The sequence below is a fragment of the Algicella marina genome (genome assembly GCF_009931615.1).
GTDB lineage: Bacteria > Pseudomonadota > Alphaproteobacteria > Rhodobacterales > Rhodobacteraceae > Algicella > Algicella marina.
The window spans coordinates 1,524,776-1,546,498 of the sequence record NZ_CP046620.1 but is presented as its reverse complement, the minus strand read 5'-3'; the positions used below and the strand labels follow the sequence as shown (position 1 = coordinate 1,546,498).

The 21,723-nt window shown below is 63.9% G+C and carries 19 protein-coding genes, 1 tRNA gene and 1 pseudogene; 10 read left to right on the top strand and 11 right to left on the bottom strand.

The genetic code is table 11. From position 1 onward, the window contains the following. Nucleotides 1-4 precede the first annotated feature (4 nt). The gene (locus tag GO499_RS07720) at nucleotides 5-1,225 is read right to left on the bottom strand and encodes an MFS transporter (protein WP_161861658.1); all 1,221 of its coding nucleotides are present in this window, start codon (nucleotides 1,223-1,225) and stop codon (nucleotides 5-7) included. 106 nt (nucleotides 1,226-1,331) lie between these two features. On the opposite strand from GO499_RS07720, the gene GO499_RS07715 reads away from it, so the two are divergent. From GO499_RS07715 to GO499_RS07705, 3 genes are all read left to right on the top strand, one after another. After that, a complete protein-coding gene (locus GO499_RS07715) occupies nucleotides 1,332-1,964 on the top strand; it encodes a DNA-3-methyladenine glycosylase family protein (protein WP_161861657.1) in 633 nt (210 codons plus the stop codon). Further along, nucleotides 1,961-2,614, top strand: a complete 654-nt coding sequence (locus GO499_RS07710) for an alpha/beta hydrolase (protein ID WP_161861656.1) — start codon at nucleotides 1,961-1,963, stop codon at nucleotides 2,612-2,614. The genes GO499_RS07715 and GO499_RS07710 overlap by 4 nt, the downstream gene beginning before the upstream one ends. A gap of 291 nt (nucleotides 2,615-2,905) precedes the next feature. Further along, entirely contained in the window at nucleotides 2,906-3,490 is a 585-nt protein-coding gene (locus GO499_RS07705; RefSeq protein ID WP_161861655.1) for an HNH endonuclease, read from the top strand. Nucleotides 3,491-3,627: 137 nt separating this feature from the next. Here GO499_RS07705 and GO499_RS07700 read toward each other — a convergent pair whose 3' ends face one another. The 3 genes from GO499_RS07700 to GO499_RS07690 form a co-directional block, all read right to left on the bottom strand. Beyond that, nucleotides 3,628-5,538 carry a methyl-accepting chemotaxis protein gene (locus GO499_RS07700; RefSeq protein WP_161861654.1) on the bottom strand — a complete coding sequence of 637 codons (1,911 nt, stop codon included), beginning with the start codon at nucleotides 5,536-5,538 and terminating at the stop codon, nucleotides 3,628-3,630. 129 nt (nucleotides 5,539-5,667) lie between these two features. Further along, nucleotides 5,668-6,126 (bottom strand): disulfide bond formation protein B, encoded by a 459-nt coding sequence (locus tag GO499_RS07695; protein ID WP_161861653.1) that lies wholly within the window; start codon nucleotides 6,124-6,126, stop codon nucleotides 5,668-5,670. Continuing rightward, entirely contained in the window at nucleotides 6,123-6,698 is a 576-nt protein-coding gene (locus GO499_RS07690) for a YqaA family protein (RefSeq protein ID WP_161861652.1), read from the bottom strand. The genes GO499_RS07695 and GO499_RS07690 overlap by 4 nt, the downstream gene beginning before the upstream one ends. Before the next feature lie 125 nt (nucleotides 6,699-6,823). On the opposite strand from GO499_RS07690, the gene ypfJ reads away from it, so the two are divergent. Further along, a complete protein-coding gene (ypfJ, locus tag GO499_RS07685) occupies nucleotides 6,824-7,669 on the top strand; it encodes a KPN_02809 family neutral zinc metallopeptidase (protein WP_161861651.1) in 846 nt (281 codons plus the stop codon). 109 nt (nucleotides 7,670-7,778) lie between these two features. Beyond that, nucleotides 7,779-7,865 (top strand) — tRNA-Leu (locus GO499_RS07680). Between the two features lie 31 nt (nucleotides 7,866-7,896). On the opposite strand, the gene GO499_RS07675 is transcribed toward GO499_RS07680, so the two are convergent. Together GO499_RS07675 and GO499_RS07670 are read right to left on the bottom strand one after the other, a co-directional pair. Then, complete coding sequence (locus tag GO499_RS07675) at nucleotides 7,897-8,313, bottom strand: hypothetical protein (protein ID WP_161861650.1); 417 nt, start codon at nucleotides 8,311-8,313, stop codon at nucleotides 7,897-7,899. Nucleotides 8,314-8,418: 105 nt separating this feature from the next. Then, nucleotides 8,419-9,354, bottom strand: a complete 936-nt coding sequence (locus GO499_RS07670) for a carbohydrate kinase family protein (protein WP_161861649.1) — start codon at nucleotides 9,352-9,354, stop codon at nucleotides 8,419-8,421. A 167-nt stretch (nucleotides 9,355-9,521) separates the two neighbouring features. On the opposite strand from GO499_RS07670, the gene GO499_RS07665 reads away from it, so the two are divergent. The 3 genes and pseudogenes from GO499_RS07665 to GO499_RS07655 form a co-directional block, all read left to right on the top strand. Next, nucleotides 9,522-12,836 carry a sensor domain-containing protein gene (locus GO499_RS07665; protein ID WP_161861648.1) on the top strand — a complete coding sequence of 1,105 codons (3,315 nt, stop codon included), beginning with the start codon at nucleotides 9,522-9,524 and terminating at the stop codon, nucleotides 12,834-12,836. A gap of 95 nt (nucleotides 12,837-12,931) precedes the next feature. Beyond that, on the top strand, nucleotides 12,932-13,840 hold the full coding sequence (locus GO499_RS07660) for a beta-keto acid cleavage family enzyme (RefSeq protein ID WP_161861647.1): 909 nt from the start codon (nucleotides 12,932-12,934) through the stop codon (nucleotides 13,838-13,840). After that, a pseudogene (locus tag GO499_RS07655) lies at nucleotides 13,837-14,757 on the top strand (3-hydroxyacyl-CoA dehydrogenase NAD-binding domain-containing protein); the annotation flags it as partial. The gene GO499_RS07660 and the pseudogene GO499_RS07655, both read left to right, overlap by 4 nt. A 255-nt stretch (nucleotides 14,758-15,012) precedes the next feature. Here the strand turns inward: GO499_RS07655 and speB are convergent. After that, complete coding sequence (gene speB / locus GO499_RS07650; protein WP_161861645.1) at nucleotides 15,013-15,966, bottom strand: agmatinase; 954 nt, start codon at nucleotides 15,964-15,966, stop codon at nucleotides 15,013-15,015. A 179-nt stretch (nucleotides 15,967-16,145) separates the two neighbouring features. Between speB and dctP the strand changes: the two genes are divergently transcribed. Beyond that, on the top strand, nucleotides 16,146-17,222 hold the full coding sequence (dctP, locus tag GO499_RS07645; RefSeq protein ID WP_161861644.1) for a TRAP transporter substrate-binding protein DctP: 1,077 nt from the start codon (nucleotides 16,146-16,148) through the stop codon (nucleotides 17,220-17,222). A gap of 31 nt (nucleotides 17,223-17,253) precedes the next feature. Here the strand turns inward: dctP and GO499_RS07640 are convergent, their stop codons facing one another. After that, nucleotides 17,254-17,724, bottom strand: coding sequence for a tetratricopeptide repeat protein (locus tag GO499_RS07640; RefSeq protein ID WP_161861643.1), 471 nt, complete (start codon nucleotides 17,722-17,724; stop codon nucleotides 17,254-17,256). Between the two features lie 39 nt (nucleotides 17,725-17,763). On the opposite strand from GO499_RS07640, the gene GO499_RS07635 reads away from it, so the two are divergent. Further along, on the top strand, nucleotides 17,764-19,038 hold the full coding sequence (locus tag GO499_RS07635) for a cytochrome-c peroxidase (RefSeq protein ID WP_284154926.1): 1,275 nt from the start codon (nucleotides 17,764-17,766) through the stop codon (nucleotides 19,036-19,038). 9 nt (nucleotides 19,039-19,047) lie between these two features. Here GO499_RS07635 and GO499_RS07630 read toward each other — a convergent pair whose 3' ends face one another. The 3 genes from GO499_RS07630 to secG form a co-directional block, all read right to left on the bottom strand. Next, nucleotides 19,048-19,485, bottom strand: a complete 438-nt coding sequence (locus tag GO499_RS07630) for a tellurite resistance TerB family protein (RefSeq protein ID WP_161861642.1) — start codon at nucleotides 19,483-19,485, stop codon at nucleotides 19,048-19,050. Between the two features lie 26 nt (nucleotides 19,486-19,511). Then, entirely contained in the window at nucleotides 19,512-21,158 is a 1,647-nt protein-coding gene (gene pyrG, locus GO499_RS07625) for a CTP synthase (protein WP_161861641.1), read from the bottom strand. A gap of 163 nt (nucleotides 21,159-21,321) precedes the next feature. Next, nucleotides 21,322-21,708, bottom strand: coding sequence for a preprotein translocase subunit SecG (secG, locus tag GO499_RS07620; protein WP_161861640.1), 387 nt, complete (start codon nucleotides 21,706-21,708; stop codon nucleotides 21,322-21,324). Nucleotides 21,709-21,723: the final 15 nt, after the last annotated feature.

Genomic DNA, 21,723 nt, shown 5'->3' with positions numbered 1-21,723 from the left:
CGCCTCACACTCGCAGGCGCCGGCCTTGCAGCGCGAACCAGATGAGTGTGGCCCCGGCCAGCGCGAGGAACGGGATCATGGCGAGATTGACAGCCGTCCAGCCTTCCTGTGGCGTGCCACCGGAGCAGTTCATCAACAGGCCCGAAGACAGCGAAGCCAGCGTCACCATTCCGAACACGGCAAAGTCATTCATTCCCTGAACCCGGCCCCGCTCCTCCGGTGAGTGGGCGGAGGCCAGCATGGCCGTGCCGCCGATGAACCCGAAGTTCCAGCCCAGCCCCAGCAGCACCAGCGTCACGTAGAAATGGCCGAGATCGATGCCATTGAGCGCCACCAGTCCCGCGGCCGCCAGAATAGTCAGGCCGGTGGCGATGATCCGCTCCGCTCCGAAACGGGCGATCAGATGGCCGGTAAAAAATGACGGCACGAACATCGCCAGCACATGCGCCATCACCACGTCGGCGGCATTGTCGGTCGTGTATCCACACCCCACGACGGCCAGCGGTGTCGAGGTCATCACAAGGTTCATCAGCGCGTAGGAAACCATAGCGCAAATCATCGCCACCAGAATGCGCGGGGTGCGCAGCAGCTCCAGCCGCGTCCGTCCGCGCGGCGCATCCCGGTTCGGTTTTTCCGGCTTGGGAATGTCGAGGAAGGCGAAGATGAACGCGCCGGCGACGTTCAGGGCGATGACCGCCATGTATCCCCCGGCGAAGGGAATAGGGTCGGTGATCCCGCCCGTGAGTTTCACCAGTTGCGGCCCGATGATCGCCGACATCAGCCCCCCTGCCATCACGTAGGAAATCGCCTTCGGCCTGTAGGCATCGCTGGCGGTATCCGTGGCTGCGAACCGATAGAACCCCTGCGCCGACATGTAGATCCCGGTGCAGAGCGAGCCTAGCAGAAACAACCCGAACGAGCCCTGCAACAGCCCGATCACCGACAGCAGCCCTCCCAGCGCGCCGCCGGTGGTGCCCAGCAGAAAACCGGCCCGCCGTCCGTAGGCCTGCATGAAATTGCCCATGACCGGCGCCGTCAGCATCGAACCGAACACGATCAGCGAAATCGGCAGCGTCGCAAGGCACGGTTCGGGAGAGAGATACTGGCCTGAAAGCCCGCCCAGAACGAAGGAAATCGGCATTTGGGAGCCCAGAAACGCCTGCGCCGCCACGAGGACGGCGACGTTGCGGCGGGCACGGGTTTCGGTGGGCGCAGTCTCTTCCATATCGCGGCTTCTACACCCGGAATTCTGGGAGGCCAATGGCGAACTGGCTTGCAGGCCTCGCGCCCGCGTGGTTCCTTTTTCCGGGTACAGGCAAAGGAACGATGCCATGGTCGGCCGCATACTCACCTGCCAGGACGATGTCGAGGAAGGCCTCGCCTGGCTCGCCGCTGCCGATCCGGCTCTTGCCCGCGCCATCGCGGTGGCGGGGCCGGTGGACCTCCGGCGCCGCGAGGGTGGTTTTCCGGCCCTTCTGTCGGCAATTGTCTCGCAGCAGGTGTCTGTCGCCTCCGCCTCCGCCATCTGGTCGCGGCTGGAAGCCGCCGGATTGACGGACATGCAAGCGGTCGCCGCTGCGTCGGAAGAGGCGCTCACCGCTTGCGGTCTCTCGCGCCAGAAGCGCCGCTACGCTCGTGCCCTCGCCGAAAGCGGCATCGCATTCGATGCGCTGGCGCAGGCACCGGATGAGGAAATCATCGCCACTCTCACCTCTGTCACCGGCATCGGTGTCTGGACGGCGGAAATTTATGCAAAATTCTCGCTGGGCCGCGCCGATATCTTTGCCGCGGGCGATCTCGCTTTGCAGGAAGCGGCCCGCATGATCTATGACATGGACGAACGGCCGACGGAAAAGGCGCTGCGGACGCAATCCCTGGCCTGGTCGCCGTGGCGCTCCGTCGCCGCGACACTGTTCTGGAAATACTACGGCGTGCAGAAGGCGCGCGAAGGGGTACGGGTATGACACTGACACAGGAACGCAAGGCTGCGGCATCGGGTACGGCACGCTCTATGATGATCCTGGTTCATGGCTATGGCGCTGACGGCCGCGATCTCATCGGTCTCGCCGAACCGCTGGCGCCGCATCTGCCCGATACCGTCTTCCTTGCCCCCAATGCCCCGACACGCTGCACCAACAATCCCATGGGTTTTCAGTGGTTCCCAATTCCCTGGCTGGACGGCTCATCCGAGGTCGAGGCAGGCATCGCCATGGCCGATGCCGCGCAGCAGTTCGACGCCTATCTCGACGCGGTGGCGGCGGAGGAGGGGATCGGCCCCGATCGCACGGTTCTTGTCGGTTTTTCGCAGGGTACGATGATGAGCCTGCACGTCGGTCCGCGCCGCGCCGCGGCCTTCGCGGGGATCGTCGGCTTCTCCGGTCGCCTGTTGCAACCGAAGGCACTGGCGTCCGAGGTCCGCAGCAAGCCGCCGGTTCTCCTGATTCATGGCGACATGGATGAGGTCGTGCCGTTCGAGAGCATGGCCGAAGCCGAATCCGGCCTCATTGTCGCCGGCCTCGAAGTGGAGACGCATGTGTCCCGCGGCACCGGGCACGGCATTGCTCCCGACGGCCTGTCGCTGGCACTTCAGGCCACCCTGGCCTGGCTCGCCTGACATTTCACGCGCTGTCAGCGCTGAAATAAGGGGCAAATGCCGGTCACCGGCGTGCGCAACGTGGGTAATCGGCTGATTGCAATGGGCTTCGCTTTGCAACGGGCTAGAATGCACCGTGTCATAAAACGGTTGAACGCTGTGGATAACCTCCCGGCATAAGCCATACGAGCTCAGCATCTAGAGGGTTGCGCGGCTGCAAACCCGAGATATAGTTGAACTTGTTAACAGGGACGGGCTCGTCCCGTCCGCCGCCAAAAAAAGGGCCGAGCAGGACAAAGGAACGAGTCTCCAATGCAAACCGCGACGCAACCCAGTTTCATACGTAATCCTGCGGGAACGCGGGATCACCCGGCGCTGGTACTGAATGCCGATTACCGGCCGCTTTCCTATCTGCCGCTTTCACTCTGGCCGTGGCAGGAGGCCGTGAAGGCTGCCTTCCTCGACAGAGTGACTGTGGTGTCCGTCTATGACGATGTCGTCCGTTCGCCCTCGCTGGAGATGCAAATACCTTCCGTTGTCGTCCTGCGCGATTATGTGCGTCCGGCGAAGTCCACTGCCTTCACGCGCTTCAATCTGTTTCTGAGGGATGAATTCACCTGCCAGTATTGCGGCTCCAAGGGCGACATGACCTTCGATCACGTGATGCCGCGCGCCCGTGGCGGCAAGACATCCTGGGAAAACGTGGTCGCGGCCTGCGGCCCGTGCAATCTCAGGAAAGGGTCGAAGACCTTGCGGCAGGCAAACATGCACCTGCGAAAACCGCCCGTGCGCCCGGACCCGATGCAATTGCAGAACATCGGCCGCAAATTCCCGCCCAACCACCTGCACGAAAGTTGGATGGACTATCTGTACTGGGACGCGGAACTGGAGGCCTGACACTTCAGTGCGCCACGTCAGTTATTTGAAAACACGAGAAGAATCCCGTTTTCTGTACCGCTCCGAAGAGCGTCTCGCAGTCCCGAATTTTCCACCCGGCACCGCTTCGGTCAGCCCGCTCCCTTCCGGTGTCAATGTCACGCCGCCTTCACCCGGGTGTCCCGTTCGGCCATCAGGAACGAGGTCAACATCTCGTCCAGGCAGTTGGCATCGCTCACCAGTTTCTGCGCCACGCTTGCCGTCTGGTCGGCAATGACGGAATTGTGCTGCGTTGCGCTATCCAGGCTGGCAATCGACTGGTTGATCTCCGACACCCCGTTGGCCTGCTCGATACCGGCTTCCGAGACCTGCCGGATGCTTTCTGCCATCCCGACCGCGGACTCGGCGATCTTGTCCAGCGCCTGACCGGTCTTCTCCACCAGCGCCACGCCATCGGCGACGGTCTCGCCGCTCTCCTTGATCACCGCTGCGATGTCGTGGGCCGCGTCGGCGGAGCGCTGCGCCAGTGTCCGCACTTCCGAGGCCACCACGGCGAAGCCCTTGCCGGCCTCGCCCGCCCGGGCAGCTTCGACGGCGGCGTTGAGAGCCAGAAGATTGGTCTGGAATGAGATTGATTCGATCACCGTCAGGATGTCGTTGATCCGGCCCGAACTTTCCTCGATCCGGCTCATGGCCGCCTTTGCAGTTTTCACAGTCTCGCGGCCCTGATCGGCATCGGCGGTCACGCCGCTCGCCATCGTCGCCGTCTCTTTCAGCATCTCGGTATTGGTCCGCACGCTGGAAGCCATTTCCTCGGTGGTCGCCGCCGTCTCCTCCAGCGCCGCCGCCTGGCCCACGACCTTCTCGGCAAGGCTGCGTGCCTGCCGGTCGATTTCGTCGGAGGAGGTGCGCACCCCGGCCGACGCATCCTGCAAACCGTTCACCAGATCCTGCAACTGCGTGACCGTGGCGTTCACGTCGCTCTGCAGATCGGCGAACACACCGTCGAAACTGCCGTTTAACAGATGCCGAAGATCCTTCTGGGCCAGTCGCTTCATCACATCGCGCACTTGCGCCAGCGATCCGTCAAGCGTGTCGAACAGCGCGTTGATCTGGCGCCCGATTTCACCACCGGCGTCATCGTCCGGCTGCGCGGCGATCCGGTCGGAGAAGTCACCGGCCACGGCCCGCCCGATCACCCGGCGCAGTTCCGCCTGAAGGTGTTCCGCCGCCTGGCTCCGCGCCTGCGTTGCCTTCTGCTCGGCCTGCCGCTCCGCCTCCAGCCGCAAACGTTGCTTGGCCTTGTCACGGAAGATGCTGGCGGCTTCTACCAGCATGCCGACCTCGGTTCCGGGCAGGGCACTCGGCACCTCCGCCTCTACATCGTCCTGCGCGATCCGCCGTAAAACTCCGTTCACGCTGGTGAGGCTGGCCCCTATGTTGCGCCGCGTCGCCTCCAGCAACGCCCCGCAGATGGCGATTGTCGCCCCGCCCAGCAAAAGGAGGACGTTGAAGCCCCTCTGGTACGTCGCTTTCTGCGCCATCAGTGCCTGCCGGGAATCGGTCTGAACCCGTGCACGCACCGGGTCGAGGATCTCCTGAGCCATCGCTTTCTGGGTGGCATAGGTTGTCAGATGCATGCCGGCCATGAACGTGTTTGTCTCATAGGCGTCCAGCGCGGCATCCGCCGCCGTCGCGGCCGTGATCATCGCGGTTTCCAGCTCGGCGAGCGTCTCATCCGGCAGGATGCCAGCGCCCGCGATGGTTCCGCGGATCAGGTCGGCCAGTGCCGCCTTGTCGGTTTCCCGTTGCGCCAGCGCTTCCGCCTTGCGCTTGCCGGTCGTGTCGACCGTCCACACCATTCCCAGTGCCGTATTGGTTTCGATGCTGCCCAGCAGGCGCTGCATCTCTTCCACAGCCGCGCTCAGCGCCTCGCTCTGCGCGGCAGCAGTTGCGGCCTGCGTGTTGGCCACCCGGACCCACAGCATCGAAGCCGTCATCAACCCTACGCACACCAGCACCGCCACCTGCAAGAGCCGCAGTTTTCCGGAAATCGACAAACGAGACATCGTCTCTCCGTCCTCCTTGCAATCCATTACGGTCCGAGCCGCACGCCCGTCGGAACGGGCAGGCAGCCTTCATGGCCGTGTTAGCGGCAAGCCCTTGCGGATGAGTTAAGAGAAAACCGGATGCGCGTCTCAGCCGCGCCGTGCCGCCATGAGCCACACGATGACCAGCACCATGGAGAGGATCGCGTTCCACCCTGCCATCGAGATCCCGGCAAGGGACCACGCGATCTCGTCGCAGCGCACCAAAGGCGCCGTCAGGATCTGGTCCATCAATTCTTCGGCGGACAGGTTGCCCACCGGGCCGGAGGTGCAGGTGGTCGGTCCTTCCCACCAGCCCTGTTCAACGCCGGCATGAAACGCGCCGATCCCCGCCGTCACCAATGCCGCCAGCGCGGCCATCAACAACGCTGGCCGCCAGCCCGCCAGCAGGAACACTGCACCCAGCAGCACCGCCGCGGCATGCGGCCAGCGCTGCCAGATGCACATCTTGCACGGTGCCAGCCCGCCCACATGCTGGAATGCGAGGGCGCCAAGCAACAGGGCCAGAGAGCCGCCAGTGGCGAGGAGGGCAAGGTGTCGGGACGTCATAGGAACCTGATAGCCGCGAAACCGCCCACCAGGGCAATAAAAAAGATCGTGACCACCAGCCCGAACCGTTTTTCGATGAAGCCCCGTATCGGCGGGCCGAACTTCCACAACAGACCGGCGATGACGAAAAAGATGAAACTGCGCGCTATCATCGACGCGATCATGAAGACAGTGAAATTCAGCCCCGTCGCCCCGGAGGTTATGGTAATCACCTTGTACGGGAAGGGTGTGACACCGGCGAACAGTACCGCCCAGGCACCCACGGCATTGAAGCGCGCACTGAAGGCGTCGAACTTGTCCATCTTTCCATAGAATTCGAGCACTGGCCGGCCGACGCTGTCGAACAGTTCCGCCCCGATCCAGTAGCCAAGCGCCCCGCCGAGCACGGAAGCGGCGGCACAGACGGTGGCCAGAAACCACGCCCGCTCCGGACGTGCCAGCACCATCGGGATCAGCATGATATGCGGCGGGATCGGAAAGACGGAACTTTCGATGAAGCTCACCAAGGCCAGGGCCAGAACCGCATGACGGTGCCCGGCCAGCATCAGTGTCCAATTGTACAGTCCGCGCATCCCGCTCCCGGCCTCTTCTTGCCCACTGGCCACATGCATCATGCGCCTGCCATACGGTCAAGCTCTTTACGGGCGGCCACGGCTGATGCATCGTCGCAGGGAAGTGCGCACAAGGGAGACACCGCATGAAATGGAGAGGTCGGCGCGGCAGCCGAAACATCGAGGACCGACGCGGCGCGCGCATGTCCACCGGCGCCAAGGGCGCGGGCGGGGCAGGGCTGCTGATCGTCGTTGTCGTCGCCTATTTTCTTGGCGTTGATGTCACCCCGTTTCTCAACGGCGGAACCTTGCAGGAAACGACACCCGCCCAGGAGGATGCGGCGCAGGATCAGGCGGCGCAGTTCGTTTCTGTCGTTCTGGCCGATACAGAGGAGGTCTGGGCCGATCTCTTTCCAAAGGAACTCGGCAAGGAATATGATCCACCCGTCCTCGTCCTCTTCCGCGACCAGACGCAATCGCCCTGCGGCGGCGCCAATGGTGCCACCGGCCCGTTCTACTGTCCGGCGGATCGCAAGGCCTATCTCGACACGTCATTTTTCGTAACGCTGGAGCGTCGCCTCGGTGCCGGTGGGGACTTCGCGGCTGCCTACGTCGTCGCCCATGAGGTTGCTCATCACGTCCAGAATGAAATGGGCGTGCTGGGAGAGGCAAATCGCGTCCGCGCCCGCGTTAGCGAGGCACAGGCCAACGGCATTTCCGTCCGCATCGAGTTGCAGGCCGATTGTCTCTCCGGTGTCTGGGCCCGCCACGCCCAGCAGCGCATCGGTGCGCTGGAGCCGGGCGACATCGAAGAGGCGATGAACGCCGCCCGGCAGATCGGCGACGACACGCTTCAGCGCAACGCCGGCCGCCGGCCGATGCCGCACACCTTCACCCACGGCACGTCGGAGCAACGTCAGACGTGGTTCCTCCGCGGCTACCAGTCCGCCAGCATGCGGATGTGCGACACCTTCGCCGAGGATGCGCTCTGAGGTGGCAAACAAACCCGTTCGCGCCGCCCCGGATGACAGATTGCATCATGGAACCGCAGCCCCTCTTTTCGCCGCCGGTGAATCATGCTAGCAGCGCTCCACCAATCTTGCGGGCGTGGCGGAATTGGTAGACGCGCTGGATTCAAAATCCAGTTCTGGTGACAGAGTGCCGGTTCGATTCCGGCCGCCCGTACCATCCTGAAATCGCGGCCGGGTCCGGCCCGCCTTCAGGGCCACAGCGTGTTGGCGTCACGCAGATGTATGTCCATGTAGTTCAGATCGAGGTCCGGCCGCGTCCGCGCCAATCCCGCATTCGGCGGTGGCCACAGCTTGCCGCCCTTCGTCTGGTTGCAGCCGCGCGCGCCCGTCTCATAGCTCTTGCACAGCACGATCGCGTTCAGCGGGATGTTGGACCGATGGCCCGTTCCGCGTAACTGCACATCCGGCACAAGGTGGTCGATGTCGAAATACATCCGGTCGATCTGGCAGAACTTGCAGTTCTCGCAGAAATACACCAACCCCTGTTCCTTGTGTCGGATATAACGCTCGTCAATCATGATGCCCGAGACGGAGTGGATCAGGTCCGCCGCATTCCACTTGAAGATCTCGTCCCGTTGCTTGGGTGTGAAATTCTGCCGTGACATCCCTCGCGCCCCCACGCTTTCTCTGCCGGATGGTCGCAGTCTATCACCAGCCCGGCAGTGCGCGGAGTCACGAATGGAACGAATTGGGGCCGGGGCAGGGTGGTGTCAGCCGTCCAACTCGTCCAGACGCGGCGGGTTGCAGCCCGATCTTGCGCAATTGATTGCCGCGGCACGCGCCGCCGTCTCCAGGATCCGCCGGATTTCCCCGGCCGGTGCCGCCGCCAGCGCCCCGGGCGCTGTCAGCCCGGCCCGGGAGCTTTGCGCCAGCAGTGTCCCCATGAACGTATCGCCAGCGCCTACCGTATCCTTCAGGTCCGGAACGGCCACCGGCGCAATGTCGAAGGTTTCGTCCTTCGTCACCCCGTAAGCTCCCTCGGCGCCCTTGGTCAGCACCACCAGCGCAGCGGAGGACCGTGCGAAAATCGCCCGCGTTGCCGCCTCCATGTCCTCACCGGGCGCGATCCAGCCAAGGTCCTCGTCACTCAGTTTGATCAGCGAGGCGCTGCTGTACAGGCGCTCCAGCCGCGCGAGATAGGCGTCGCGGTCGTTGATGAAGGCCGCCCGCACGTTCGGATCGAGCGATGTGAACGTTCCCGCGCGCGCAACCTCCTCGAAAAACGCGGTCCACGCCTCCGCATCTGCGCCGTTGGTCAGCGCCAGCGATCCGACGTGGAACACCTCCGTCCCCTTTGGCAACGTCGCTTGCAAAGCCGCCTGCGTAATATCCCGTTCCGCCGTATTTTCCCGGTAGAACTGATAGGTGGCATGGCCGTTGTTCAGCGAGACAACGGCCAGCGAGGTCGGCTTCTCTGACGTTGCTCCCAGCAGCTTCACGCCCTCTGCTTCCAGCTCCCGGACAAGCAGCACGCCAAGACTGTCGGAGGAGAAGGGCGTCATGTAGCCTACCGGAACTTCCTGCCGGACAGTGGCCTTGGCGGTATTGTACGGTGAGCCTCCGGGTATGGCCCGGTACAACGGATATCCCTCCGCCCCCTCTTCCTGAATGAAATCAATCAGGTTCTCGCCGCCAAACACGATCATCCGCTGGTCCTCCCTCGGGTTTTGGCGGAGTTAACGCGGCCACCCCCCCTTTGCCAAGCGGCAATTGCCCGGCGTTGCCCCGAACATTTGTTGCCGAAACACTGGCCCCATAAGACGATCTTTACCGTTCCCATGCCAGTCCAATGGCTCCAGACCGCCGGAAGAAAATGGATCTGCAGGAACTCATTGCCGACATCGGCACCTACACGCACGAGGCCATCGTGATCGCGCACGCCGATCCGGCGGACGGTGCCATGTTGCGTCTCGCATGGGCCAACCCCGCGTTTGAACAACTCACCGGCTACGGACCGGCCGACATAGAGGGTGAGACCCTGAATCTTCTCGCCTGTGCCGAAACCGATCCGGTCGAACACGCCCGCATCATCGACAGGCTCGACCGCTGGCAACAGGTTGACAGCGAGGTTGCCGTCGGCCGTCGTGACGGCTCTTGGTTCTGGGCGCATCTCTCCTGCAATCCCGTTGCCGATAAAGACGGCCGTTGCCAGTTCTGGATTACCACGCTCCGCGACATCACCAGCCGGCATGAGGAAGATGACCGCGTTCACGACCTCTCGCTGATCGCGGCCACAACGAAAGACATGGCCATCGTCATGGATCAGAACCGCCGGATCACATGGGTGAATTCCTCATTTGAGGCCCACACCGGCTTCGCACTTTCCGAGATAGCGGGCAGGCACCTCCCCTCGATCCTCTTCGCCCCGGCGGCGGATCAAGAGGTGCTTGCCGGTCTCAAGGCCGGGCTCGACCGGCGCGAAGCGGTGTTCGGCGAAATTCTCTGTCGCACGAAATCCGGCAGTGTCTATCTCGGCGAATTCGAATACCAGCCGATCCTCGATGACCTCGGCTTTCTGAAACGCTATGTCTCGCTGCACCGCGACGTGACGGAGAAACGCTCGCTCGAACTGCGCTATTCCAGCCTGATCAACGAGTCGGGCCTGATGAGCTACGTCAAGGACGGTGGCCGTTTTGTCCTCGTCAACGCCGAGATTGCCCGCAGCTTCGGCAGGCCGGAGGACTGGTTCACGGGACGAAACGAACAGGAATTGCTGGAGGAAACCGGCTTTCGCCTCTTTGAGTTTGACGAGGAACGGGTGCTCACCACCGGCGAACCGTTCAACGGCGAATGCACGCTCACCCTGCCGTCCGGGGAACGCCAGACACACCTCGTCCATGCCTTTCGGCTGTTCGATCCGCGATTGCAGAGTCATCTGCTCTGCTGCGTCGCCAACGATGTCACCGGGCTGAAGCGGACAGAGCAGGACCTGCGTCTGAAGCAGGAAGAAGCCCTGGCCGCCGAGTCCCGCCTGCTCGGCGCCATCGAGTCGATGACCGACGGTTTTGCCTTCTACGGCAGGGATGGTCGCATTGTCATCTGCAACTCGGCCTATCGCGATCTCCACGGGCCGCTCGCACCCTTCATCAAGCCGGGCGTCAGCTACGCCGAAATCCTCGCCCACGGTCTCGATCATGGCGTCTGGCACGCCGATGGCCCGGACAGGGAAGGCTGGATCGACGCGGCCGTCGAACGCCGCCAGTCGGAACTCGGTCGGGAAAGGGTCGTCGAGGCCGGGGCCGGTCGCTGGGTGCTGCTCAAGGATGTAGCCCTGCACAACGGCGAAACCGTCGCCATGCGCATCGACATCTCCGACATCAAGCGCTCCGAGGCCGACCTCAAGATCGCCCAAAGCCGGGCGGAGCAGGCGCAGGCCCGGCTGGAGGCCGCGGTGGAGGCGATGGGAGACAGTTTCATGGTCTACGATACCGAGGACCGGCTGGTAATCATGAACGCAGCCTCTGAACAGCTCACCGGCCTGCTCGACCACAAGATCGAGGTCGGTGTCACTTTCCAGTCGATGCTCCGCGAAGGCCTGCGGAAGGGCCTGTTTCTCGATGCCATCGGACGGGAGGAAGAGTATTTCCAGTATCGCCTGCAGGAGTTCCGCAATCCAACCGGCCCGAAGCTTGTTCGCCTCGCCAACGGCCAACACGTCCGTCTGCTGGAACGCAAGGCCAAGACCGGCGATACCGTCGTCCTTCGCTTCGACGTCACCACCGAACATCAGCAGCAGTTGCAACTGGAGGCCATCGCCGAGGATCTGCGAAAGTCCCGCGACCTGGCCGAGCAACGCAACCGCGATCTGGAACAGGCCAAGAGCCGGATCGAACACGCCTCGCTTCACGACGCGCTGACCGAACTTCCCAATCGCCGCTACCTCGACCGTTTTCTGGAAGGGGAACTTGGCCAGCCGTCCCGCGCGGGCCGGCAGATTTCGGCACTGCACATCGACCTCGACCGCTTCAAGCAGATCAACGACACCATGGGTCACGCCGCCGGCGATGCCGTCCTCCGCCATGTTTCCGCAATCCTGCGCGGCTCGATCCGCAAACAGGATTTTGCCGCCCGCGTCGGCGGCGACGAGTTTGTCGTTCTCACCGTCGGCAGCCAGACGCCAGAGCAACTGACCACCTTCGCGGAAAGGCTGATCGCGCGGATGAATGAACCGGTGATGATCGACGGCAAGGAGGTGCGCTACGGCGCTTCCATCGGCATCGCCCGCGCCGGCAGCACCCCCGAAGACACCCGTTCGCTGCTCGTCAATGCCGATATGGCGCTGTACAACGCCAAGGAACTCGGCCGCAATCGCTGCGCACATTTCAGCTCCGAAATGCACGCCCGCATGGTGGAGCGTACGCAGCTTGCCGGCGAGATCCTGAAGGGTCTCGATCGCGGCGAATTCATTGCTCATTATCAGCCGCAATTCGACGCCCGCACTCTGGAACTCGTCAGCGTCGAGGCCCTCGTCCGCTGGCAGCACCCAGACCGTGGCCTCGTCTACCCCGATCAGTTCCTCGGCGTCGCCGGCGATATCGGCGTCCTCCGCCGCATTGACCGCACCGTCCTGCAACGTGTCTTCGCCGATCGCCAGCAATGGCAGGCGGCGGGCCTGACGCCGCCCCGCGTCTCCGTCAATATCTCCAGCCACCGTCTGCGCGACCACGACCTCGTCACCGATATCCGCGACGCCGGCCTGCCGCCCGGGGCGCTGACCATGGAACTCCTGGAATCGATCTTCCTCGATGACGCCGACACCGCCGTGCAATGGACAATCGACCAGTTGCGCGAAATGGGTGTCGGCGTCGAACTGGATGATTTCGGCACCGGTCACGCTTCCATAGTCGGCCTCATCCGCCTTCGGCCCGACGGTTTCAAGATTGACCGTCAGTTCGTTCAGCCGATCACCGCCTCGCCGGAAAACCTCACCCTCGTCCGCTCGATGATCGAGATCGGCCATTCCCTCGGCGTCCGGGTCGTGGCCGAAGGTGTCGAAACGGCGGAACATGTCCGCCTCCTCGCCGACAGCCGCTGTGATATCCTTCAGGGCTACCATTTCGCCCGACCGATGCCGGCCGAGGCGCTGGTCGCCTTCACCAGCGGCGAGGCCTGGAAACAGGCCGGCTGAAGCCGCGCACTGCCGCCACACCGTCGCATCCGTCTGGCGGCCCGCGCTATTCCCTGCCACTCTGGCCGCAGCCGACGGCCAGAGAGGAGACCACCGTGCCCCTGACCCCATCGACGGAGGTATTCATTACCGCCGCCCTCACCGGTTCCGGCGCCACGCAGGACCGCTCGCCCCACGTGCCCCGCAGCCCGGCGCAGATCGCCGCATCCGCGGTCGCCGCCGCCCGCGCCGGGGCCGCCATCGTCCACATCCATGTCCGCGATCCAAACACCGGCGCGCCGTCCCGTGACCTTGCCCTCTACCGGGAGGTCACGGAACTCATCCGCGCCAGCGACACCGATGTGATCCTCAATCTCACCGCCGGCATGGGCGGCGACATGGTCTTCGGCCCGCCTGACCGGCCGCTGCCGCTCGCCCCCGGCACCGACATGGCCGGCGCGGAGGAGCGGCTCGCCCATATCGCCGACTGCCGCCCCGAAATCTGCACCCTCGACTGCGGCACCATGAACTTCGCCGAGGCCGATTACGTCATGACCAATACACCCGGCATGCTCCGCGCCATGGCGGCCCGCATCCAGGCGCTGGGCGTCCGCCCGGAAATCGAGATCTTCGACACCGGCCATCTCTGGCTCGCCCGCCAACTCGTGTTCGAAGGCCTGATCGACGACCCGGTGCTGCTGCAACTCTGCATGGGCATCCCTTGGGGCGCACCCAACGATCTCGCCACATTCACCGCCCTCGTCGCCAACATCCCCGCCGGCTGGCACTATTCCGCCTTCTCCATCGGCCGCGCGCAGATGCCTTTCGCTGCCGCCGCCATCCTTGCCGGCGGCAACATCCGCGTCGGGCTGGAAGACAATCTCTGGCTCGCAAAGGGCGAGCTGGCCACCAACGAAGCCCTCGTTACCCGCGCCCGCAGGCTGGCCGAGGCGATGGGCGCCCGCATCCTCACACCCGTGGAAGTCCGCGAGAAACTGAAGCTCATCAAAAGGTTCCCGGTATGAGCGCCCGCAAGGCCGCGATCATCGGCGGCGGCGTCATCGGCGGCGGCTGGGCCGCCCGCTTCCTGCTGAACGGCTGGGATGTCGCCCTCGCCGATCCCGCCCCGAACGCGCTGGCGGCGGTGAAAGCAACCATCGCCCGCGCCGCCACCGCGTACGTCGCCCTCTACGATGCCCCACTGCCGGAACGGGGCACTCTCACCCATACAAGCCTCGCCGAAGCCGTCACCGATGCCGCGTGGATACAGGAAAGCCTCCCCGAACGCCTCTCCCTCAAGCACGGCATCTACGCCGAGATCGCCGAACACACCGACCTCCCCGTCGCCTCTTCGACCTCCGGGTTCATGCCGTCGGAACTCGGGGCAGGGGCCTTCGTCGCCCATCCCTACAATCCGGTCTACCTGTTACCGGTGGTCGAACTCGTGTTTCCCGAAACCATACCGCAACCGGCCCGCGACCGCATGGCCGAAGTCCTCACCGGCATCGGCATGTCGCCGCTGACCCTGCGTCGGGAAATTCCCGCCCATATCGGCGACCGCCTGCTGGAGGCGCTCTGGCGAGAGGCGCTGTGGCTGGTCAGGGACGGCATCGCCACGACGGAGGAGATCGACCGCGTCATCACCCACGGCTTCGGCCTGCGCTGGGCGCAGATGGGCCTGTTCGAGACCTACCGCATCGCCGGCGGCGAGGCCGGCATGGCCCATTTCCTCGCCCAGTTCGGCCCTTGCCTTCAGGAGCCGTGGACCAAACTCACCGAGGTGCCGGAACTGAACGACGACCTCATCGCCACCATCGCCACACAGTCGGACGCCCAATCCGGTCACTTCTCCATCGCTGAGCTTGAAGCCCAGAGAGACCGCAACCTCGTCGCCATCCTCCGCCACCTCAGGTCGGAAAACTGGGCCGCCGGCACCACCATCCGCTGAAGCCGCGAGTCGGCTGGCCGGGTCAAGGCTGCGCAGCACCGCCGCAGGCGGCATGGCCTTGACGCGTCCGGGCGACTCGCCAACGCTCGGGCACAACCGGCCCTGCCGGTTCTCCCCAGCAAAAGCGCAAAATGATAGAACTGTCGCAGCGTCCTCCGGTCCGGGCAAAACCTCGGAACACGTGCCACGGCTCCGGTGTTCGCCGCAGGCGAAACCGGAGGTCGATGACCTGGCGCGCAGCGCCTCCGCCTACCTGGAGCGTGCGTGAAAGACGAACCCCAGAAAATTCAGCAACACCTGCGCCGCCAGTATCTGCGTCGCGCCCGAAGGGTCGTAATCCGGTGCCACCTCGACGAGATCCACACCCACGACGTCACAACGCCCGGCGATCCCCTGAAGTATCTCAAGCACCTCGTAATACAGAAAACCCCCATGGCTCGGCGTGCCGGTGCCCGGCGCGATCGAGGGGCAGAAGGCGTCGATGTCGATGGTCACGTAGACCCGCCCCGCCGGAATCCGCGCCAGCACCCCCTCCACTCCCAGCTTCCGCACCTGCCGAACGCTCAGGATGTCGGAGCCTCGCGCCCGCGCGTCCTCGTAACCCTCCTTCGCCGTCGAACTCACGTTGCGAATGCCCAGTTGCGTCAGCCCCGTCACCCACGGCCGCTCCGCCGCCCTCCGCATCGGGTTGCCATGCCCATGCCGCACCCCGTGGCGCTCGTCCACGAAATCGAGATGCGCATCGATCTGCACGAGGTGAAACGGTTCCTGTCCCTCGAACGCGCGGATACAGGGAATGTTGACCGAGTGATCGCCGCCGATCACCACCGGCAGCGCCCCCGCCGCCAACGCCGCTCGCACGCCCGTCTCGATATTGGCGTGGCTCGCTTCCGTATCCGTGTGCACGATATCGGCGTCGCCCATGTCGACGATGCGCACGTCGCCACCCAGATAGACCGCATCATCCTCATGGTCATAGGCACCGGCATGACCGAAGGAAAACAGGGTCGAGGCCTCCCGAACCGCCCGCGGCCCGAACCGGGCGCCGCTGCGATACTGTGTGCCGGCATCGAAAGGGGCGCCCAGCACCGCGACATCCGCCGCCAGTGCCGACCAGTCAGTGCAGACCGCCCGCTTGCCGAAAGTGGCGATGCCGACGAACGGCAGGTCCAGCCGTCCGCTCTCGTACCCGTGACCTGCCATTCGCTCCTCCTGTGATCAGCACCCAGCGTTTCACGGCACCATGCCCCCGGCAAGCTTCGCTTCCGGCAGATCCCGCGAATTCATCCACCATGGGGCTTCATTCGTCCGCCGGAAAGGCGCATAATCCCGAGTGAATACGTCGCAATACCAAAACCATACCGGAACCATACCGAATCCACATGCGCCGCCAGCCCCCAGAACCCGCCTACCGCGCCGTCTTTCTGCCGTTGGTCCTGACGGCACTGCTGGCCGTTCCTGCGCCCGGCACGGCCGCCGATTTCACCCTGCGTGCCGCCGCCAGTGTCAGCGAAAACGATGAGGATGCCGACGGCCTGTTCATCTTCAAACAGCATGTCGAGGCTGCCTCCAACGGCACCATCGAGGTTGATCTCCACATCGGTTCCGGGCTCTGCACACAGGCTGCCGACTGCCTGGAGGCGGTGGCCACGGGCGACATCGACATCACCGTCACCACCGCCGGGAAGGCGGCGGCAAAAATCCCGTTGTTGCAAGCGCTTGACCTGCCATACCTCTTTCAGAGCGATAGGGTGGCGGAGACGGTCATGCAGGGTAATTTCCCCCGCCTGCTGCGCGAACGGGTACAGACGGCATCCGGTGACAGCCTCCGCCTGATGACGATCGGCAACAGCGGCGGCTGGCGCCATTTCGCCAACACCCGCCGCCGCGTCACCGGGCCCGAGGATCTGTCCGGCCTGAAACTCCGCACCACCACCGAATTCAGCGGCCAACTCGCCGCAGCCTTCGGGGCGGAGCCGGCAGCCATTGCCCGCCCAGAACTCTTCCACAGCCTCCAGACCGGCAGTCTGGAGGCGACCACCGGCACCATCACCGACCTGATGTCCACCGGCCTTCCCGCCGCCGGACTCCAGTACGTCACCCTCGACGGTCATGCCTATCTCTCGGCGCTCTGGTGGATGAACAATGACAGTTTCGTCAGCCTTCCCAAGGATTTGCAAGAGGTTGTCATTGACGGTTTTCGCGCCCTGCAACAGGCGACATTCGCCGCATCGAAGCGCAAATCCATCCAGGCGTTCGAGGATTTCGTGGATCGCGGTGGCGATCTCTACGCCCCCACACCTGCGGAACGGCGGCGTTTCGCAGCATCGGCGCAGCCGGTCCATGTACGCTTCCGCGAATCCGTCGAGGGCGGGGCCGAAATCCTCGATGTGCTGCTGTCCGCTATCGAAGCGGCGGAGAACGAAGTGTCTGCGGCTCGCGCGGCCGACCTGAACTGAACCACAACTGGTGCGGTCGACAGGCCGCACCTCACTCGAACGGGTAAAGCCACCCCTTGTAGTCGTCGATCAGAACATGAGCCTTTTCAATCTCTTCCGGCGTCATCTTCCGCTGAATCTCCTCCTGGTTCAGCGAAGCATCCGCGTCACCGCCGATCGCCCCCAGCACGTACCACATGTAGGCCCGCACCCGGTCCGGTGCCGGCAGGCCGCGCCCGGTCTCGTAATACCAGCCAACCCCGGCCTGCGCACCCGGATGTCCCTTCATCGAGGCCCGCAGATACCACTCGAAGGCCCTTGCATGATCCTGTTCGACGCCCAGCCCCAGCGCATAGAGCACACCCAGCAACTGCTCCGCATCGGCGTTGCCGGCGCGGGCCGGCTCAAGGAATTCCTCGCGCGCCTCCTCGAACCGCCCCGCTTCCATCAGGTCGCGGCCACGGGCCAGGTCGGCCAGCGCCGGGGTGGCGAAAAGGCAGGCGATGGCAACCAGCTTCAACATCGTTCTCTCCTCGGTCTGGCGGCACTCTGCCTCACGGTCTTGCCGATCTCAAGCGCCGCGCAGGCTCCGGATCTCAACGAATCCCACTTCCTGCCGTTCAACGAACTGGCGGCCGAAGCAGGCCAGTTGCTGTTCTACGACAATATCCTGTCGGGCAACCGCAACATCTCCTGCGGCACCTGTCACCACCACGATCTGGCCACCGGTGACGGTCTGTCGCTCGGTATTGGCGAGGGCGGCGTCGGTATTGGTGAGGATCGGGTCAGCGGCGAGGGCAGGGCAAAGATCCATGAACGCATCCCCCGCAACGCGCCTCCGCTGTTCAACCTCGGCGCCAGCGAAATCCGCGTGTTCTTCCATGATGGCCGTCTCTCGAAGAACAATGTCTTCGGCAATGATTTCGACAGTCCCGCCGACAAGGCACTGCCCGACGACATCCCCGACATCATGGCCGCGCAGGCACTCTTCCCGATGACTTCGCGGACGGAAATGGCCGGTGACCTCGAGGACAACGAAATCGCCCGCGCCGCTGCTCGCCGCCCGACGGAAGCGTGGGATCTGTTGGCACGGCGCGTTCGCTCGATTCCGCAATACGCGCAGATGCTCATGGCCGCCTATCCAGAACTGGAGGAGGAAGCTGATATCGAAATTCGCCACGTTGCCAGTGCCTTGGGTGATTTCATCAATTCGGAATGGCGCAGCTTCGACAGCGCGTATGACAGGTTCCTGCGCGGCGAGGACAGCCTCACCGCCCAGCAGAAACGCGGCCTCGATCTCTTCTTCGGCGAGGCCGGTTGCAGTACCTGCCACAGCGGCCGTTTGCTTTCCGATCAGGAGTTTCACGCCCTCGCCCTGCCGCCGATGGGTCCGGGCCGCACACGTACCTTCGATGCCAACGTTCGCGACCGCGGCCGTCTCAACGAGACCAATCGCATAGAAGACGCATACCGCTTCCGCACGCCGATGTTGCGCAATGTCGCGCTCACCGGTCCCTATGGCCACAACGGCGCCTACCGCACGCTGGAAGGTATCGTCCGCCACCATCTCGATCCGGCCACCGCACTCGCCAACTGGACGCCGGCGCAGGCAATCATGCCCGAAATCCCTTGGCTCACGGCCGTCGACTACATCGGCCAGCAGGATGAGCGGGAGATGGCCCGCCTCGCCGCCCGCATCGACATCGCCCCGGTCCGTCTGAGCGATGCACAGGTCGACGATATCATCGCCTTCCTGCACAGCCTCACGGGCGGAGAGGGTACCAAGGGCCGTCTGGGCCGGCCCGAGACCGTACCCAGCGGATTGCCGGTGGATTGAAGGTAAAGGTCAGAGACCCTGCACACGCTGCCGGGCCAGGCCGCTGTCGCGGTCGTTGACCCCCAGCAGCTTGACGGTCAGGCGGAGGAAGGCGTTTTCCTCCTGATCACGGTCATCATCAGCCAGCACCACACTCCACAGCGCTTCGACGATGCCGATACGCTCCTCGTAGGGAACGGCTTCCTTGATCACGCGCGTCAGATGCACCGTATCGCCGGCCTCTTCCTCCAGCGCCATTCCGGCGCCGCGCAGCGTCTTCGCCTCCTCCGGGCCGCTCTGATAGCGTTGTCCGAGTATCCTGTCGATCTGGTCCAGTTCCACCGGCGCCAGATGCTCGTCGGCGCGGGCGCAACGCACCAGCAGCGCCGCCAATGCGTGGCGATAGTCTTCCTGCCGGTCTTCCGCAGGTTCGGGGCCCATCAGCCGGTTGAAGAGTTCAGCAAACATGAGTTTCTATATAATTCACCTGGCGCTCAGACCAAGCGCGATTGATCGACTGCAGCCTTCACAAAATCGGCAAACAGCGGATGCGGCGCGAAGGGTTTCGATTTCAGTTCCGGGTGGAACTGAACGCCGATGAACCAGGGATGGCCATCGACCTCCACGATCTCCGGCAACCGGCCGTCCGGTGACATGCCGGAAAACCGCAGCCCCGCAGCCTCGAGCTTGTCGCGGTACTTGATGTCCACCTCGTACCGATGGCGATGTCGCTCGGAAATGCCCGTTCCGCCATAGATTTTGGCCACGCGACTGCCGTCCTTAAGCACTGCGTCATAGGCACCCAACCGCATCGTCCCGCCCTTGTCGTCATCCTTGTCGCGCTGGATGGTACGGTTGCCTTCGACCCATTCCTTCAGGTGGTAGACCACCGGCTCGAACCGCTTCACGCCGGCTTCCTGGTCAAATTCCTCAGAACCCGCGGTCTCCATTCCCAATAGGTTGCGCGAGGCTTCGATCACCGCCATCTGCATGCCGAGACAAATGCCGAGATAGGGAATCCTCCGCTCCCGTGCGAACTGCGCGGCCTTGATCTTGCCTTCCGTGCCCCGCTCGCCGAAGCCACCGGGCACAAGGATCGCATGGTAACCTTCCAGCAGCGGCGCCACGTCGTCCTCACGGTCGAAAATCTCCGCGTCGATCCACTCGGCCCGCACCCGCACCCGGTTGTGCATCCCACCATGCGTCAGTGCTTCCGCGATCGACTTGTAGGCATCCTCGAGTTGCGTGTACTTGCCGACGATGGCCACCCGCACCTCGCCGTCCGGGTTATACACCCGATCGGCCACATCCTCCCACTTGGCGAGGTTCGGCTGCGGGGCAGGGGAGATGCCGAAGGCATCCAGCACGGCCTGGTCCAGCCCTTCCCGGTGGTAGGCCAGCGGCGCCTCGTAGATACTCTTCAGATCCTGCGCCGCGATCACGCTGTCGGGCCGCACGTTGCAGAACAGTGCCAGCTTCTCCCGCTCCTTCGGCGGAATCGGCCCTTCGGACCGGCAGACCAGCACATCCGGCGCCAGCCCGATGGAGCGCAGTTCCTTCACCGAATGTTGCGTCGGCTTGGTTTTCAACTCACCGCTGGCGGCGATATAGGGAAGCAGTGTCAGATGCATGAAGATGCACTGCCCGCGCGGCTTGTCCTGCGCGAACTGACGGATCGCCTCGAAGAACGGCAGCCCCTCGATGTCACCCACCGTGCCGCCGATCTCGCACAGCATGAAGTCGACCTCGTCCTCGCCAATGGCGATGAAATCCTTGATCTCGTCGGTCACGTGCGGGATCACCTGGATCGTCTTGCCCAGATAGTCGCCGCGGCGCTCCTTCTCCAGCACATTGGAATAGATCCGCCCCGAACTCACGCTGTCGGTCTTGCGGGCGGCTACGCCCGTAAAGCGCTCGTAGTGGCCGAGGTCGAGATCGGTTTCGGCGCCGTCATCCGTCACGAACACTTCGCCATGTTCGAACGGGCTCATCGTGCCGGGGTCGACGTTCAGGTAGGGGTCAAGCTTGCGCAGTCGTACTGAATAGCCACGTGCCTGCAGCAATGCGCCAAGAGCGGCCGATGCCAATCCCTTGCCCAGCGACGAGACGACGCCTCCGGTGATGAAAACGAACCTGGCCATGAAGTACTCCCGCGGCGGAATTTGCAATCACAGGGGCTGAACAAATGCATGCCCACGGGATTTAAGAGATAGCGGATTCGGAAGGTTCGGGCAAGGCTCGAACCGCAATATCCTGTAGACTGTAGGGAAGGGGCAACAAGCAGTTGCCCCAACGAAAGGTGCCTTACTCCGCCGGCGGCGGGGTCGTAGGTGCATCATCGGAAGGCGGCGGCGTCGGCGCGTCTTCCGCGCTTGGCGGCAGCAAATCCTCGCCGAGCGCCGGCGGCAACAGATCGGTACCGTCCTCGCCCTGCTCGATCGTCAGCCCGTCGATCACCGAACGCCCGCCGTTGTTGCTGGCCGAAATCCACGTCAGCGCCAGGCTGGTGATGATGAAGCCGATGGCCAGCATCCATGTCAGTTTCGCCACCGGAGATGTGGGAGGCCGGGAAGAACCGACACCGCCGCCGCCACCTATGCCAAGACCACCACCCTCGCTCCGCTGCAACAGAACGGATAGGATCAGCGCCAGTGCCAGAAGCAGATGCAGTGTAAGAACGATATTTTCCATAGAACGGTGTTTCCC

Coding starts and splice junctions, on each gene's coding strand:
- GO499_RS07715 (WP_161861657.1), top strand. CDS start 1,332: ATGGTCGGCCGCATACTCACCTGCCAGGACGATGTCGAGGAAGGCCTC.
- ypfJ (WP_161861651.1), top strand. CDS start 6,824: ATGAAATGGAGAGGTCGGCGCGGCAGCCGAAACATCGAGGACCGACGC.
- speB (WP_161861645.1), bottom strand. CDS start 15,966: ATGGCAGGTCACGGGTACGAGAGCGGACGGCTGGACCTGCCGTTCGTC.
- secG (WP_161861640.1), bottom strand. CDS start 21,708: ATGGAAAATATCGTTCTTACACTGCATCTGCTTCTGGCACTGGCGCTG.
- dctP (WP_161861644.1), top strand. CDS start 16,146: ATGCGCCGCCAGCCCCCAGAACCCGCCTACCGCGCCGTCTTTCTGCCG.
- GO499_RS07630 (WP_161861642.1), bottom strand. CDS start 19,485: ATGTTTGCTGAACTCTTCAACCGGCTGATGGGCCCCGAACCTGCGGAA.
- pyrG (WP_161861641.1), bottom strand. CDS start 21,158: ATGGCCAGGTTCGTTTTCATCACCGGAGGCGTCGTCTCGTCGCTGGGC.
- GO499_RS07705 (WP_161861655.1), top strand. CDS start 2,906: ATGCAAACCGCGACGCAACCCAGTTTCATACGTAATCCTGCGGGAACG.
- GO499_RS07720 (WP_161861658.1), bottom strand. CDS start 1,225: ATGGAAGAGACTGCGCCCACCGAAACCCGTGCCCGCCGCAACGTCGCC.
- GO499_RS07710 (WP_161861656.1), top strand. CDS start 1,961: ATGACACTGACACAGGAACGCAAGGCTGCGGCATCGGGTACGGCACGC.
- GO499_RS07700 (WP_161861654.1), bottom strand. CDS start 5,538: ATGTCTCGTTTGTCGATTTCCGGAAAACTGCGGCTCTTGCAGGTGGCG.
- GO499_RS07670 (WP_161861649.1), bottom strand. CDS start 9,354: ATGATCGTGTTTGGCGGCGAGAACCTGATTGATTTCATTCAGGAAGAG.
- GO499_RS07690 (WP_161861652.1), bottom strand. CDS start 6,698: ATGCGCGGACTGTACAATTGGACACTGATGCTGGCCGGGCACCGTCAT.
- GO499_RS07640 (WP_161861643.1), bottom strand. CDS start 17,724: ATGTTGAAGCTGGTTGCCATCGCCTGCCTTTTCGCCACCCCGGCGCTG.
- GO499_RS07665 (WP_161861648.1), top strand. CDS start 9,522: ATGGATCTGCAGGAACTCATTGCCGACATCGGCACCTACACGCACGAG.
- GO499_RS07675 (WP_161861650.1), bottom strand. CDS start 8,313: ATGTCACGGCAGAATTTCACACCCAAGCAACGGGACGAGATCTTCAAG.
- GO499_RS07695 (WP_161861653.1), bottom strand. CDS start 6,126: ATGACGTCCCGACACCTTGCCCTCCTCGCCACTGGCGGCTCTCTGGCC.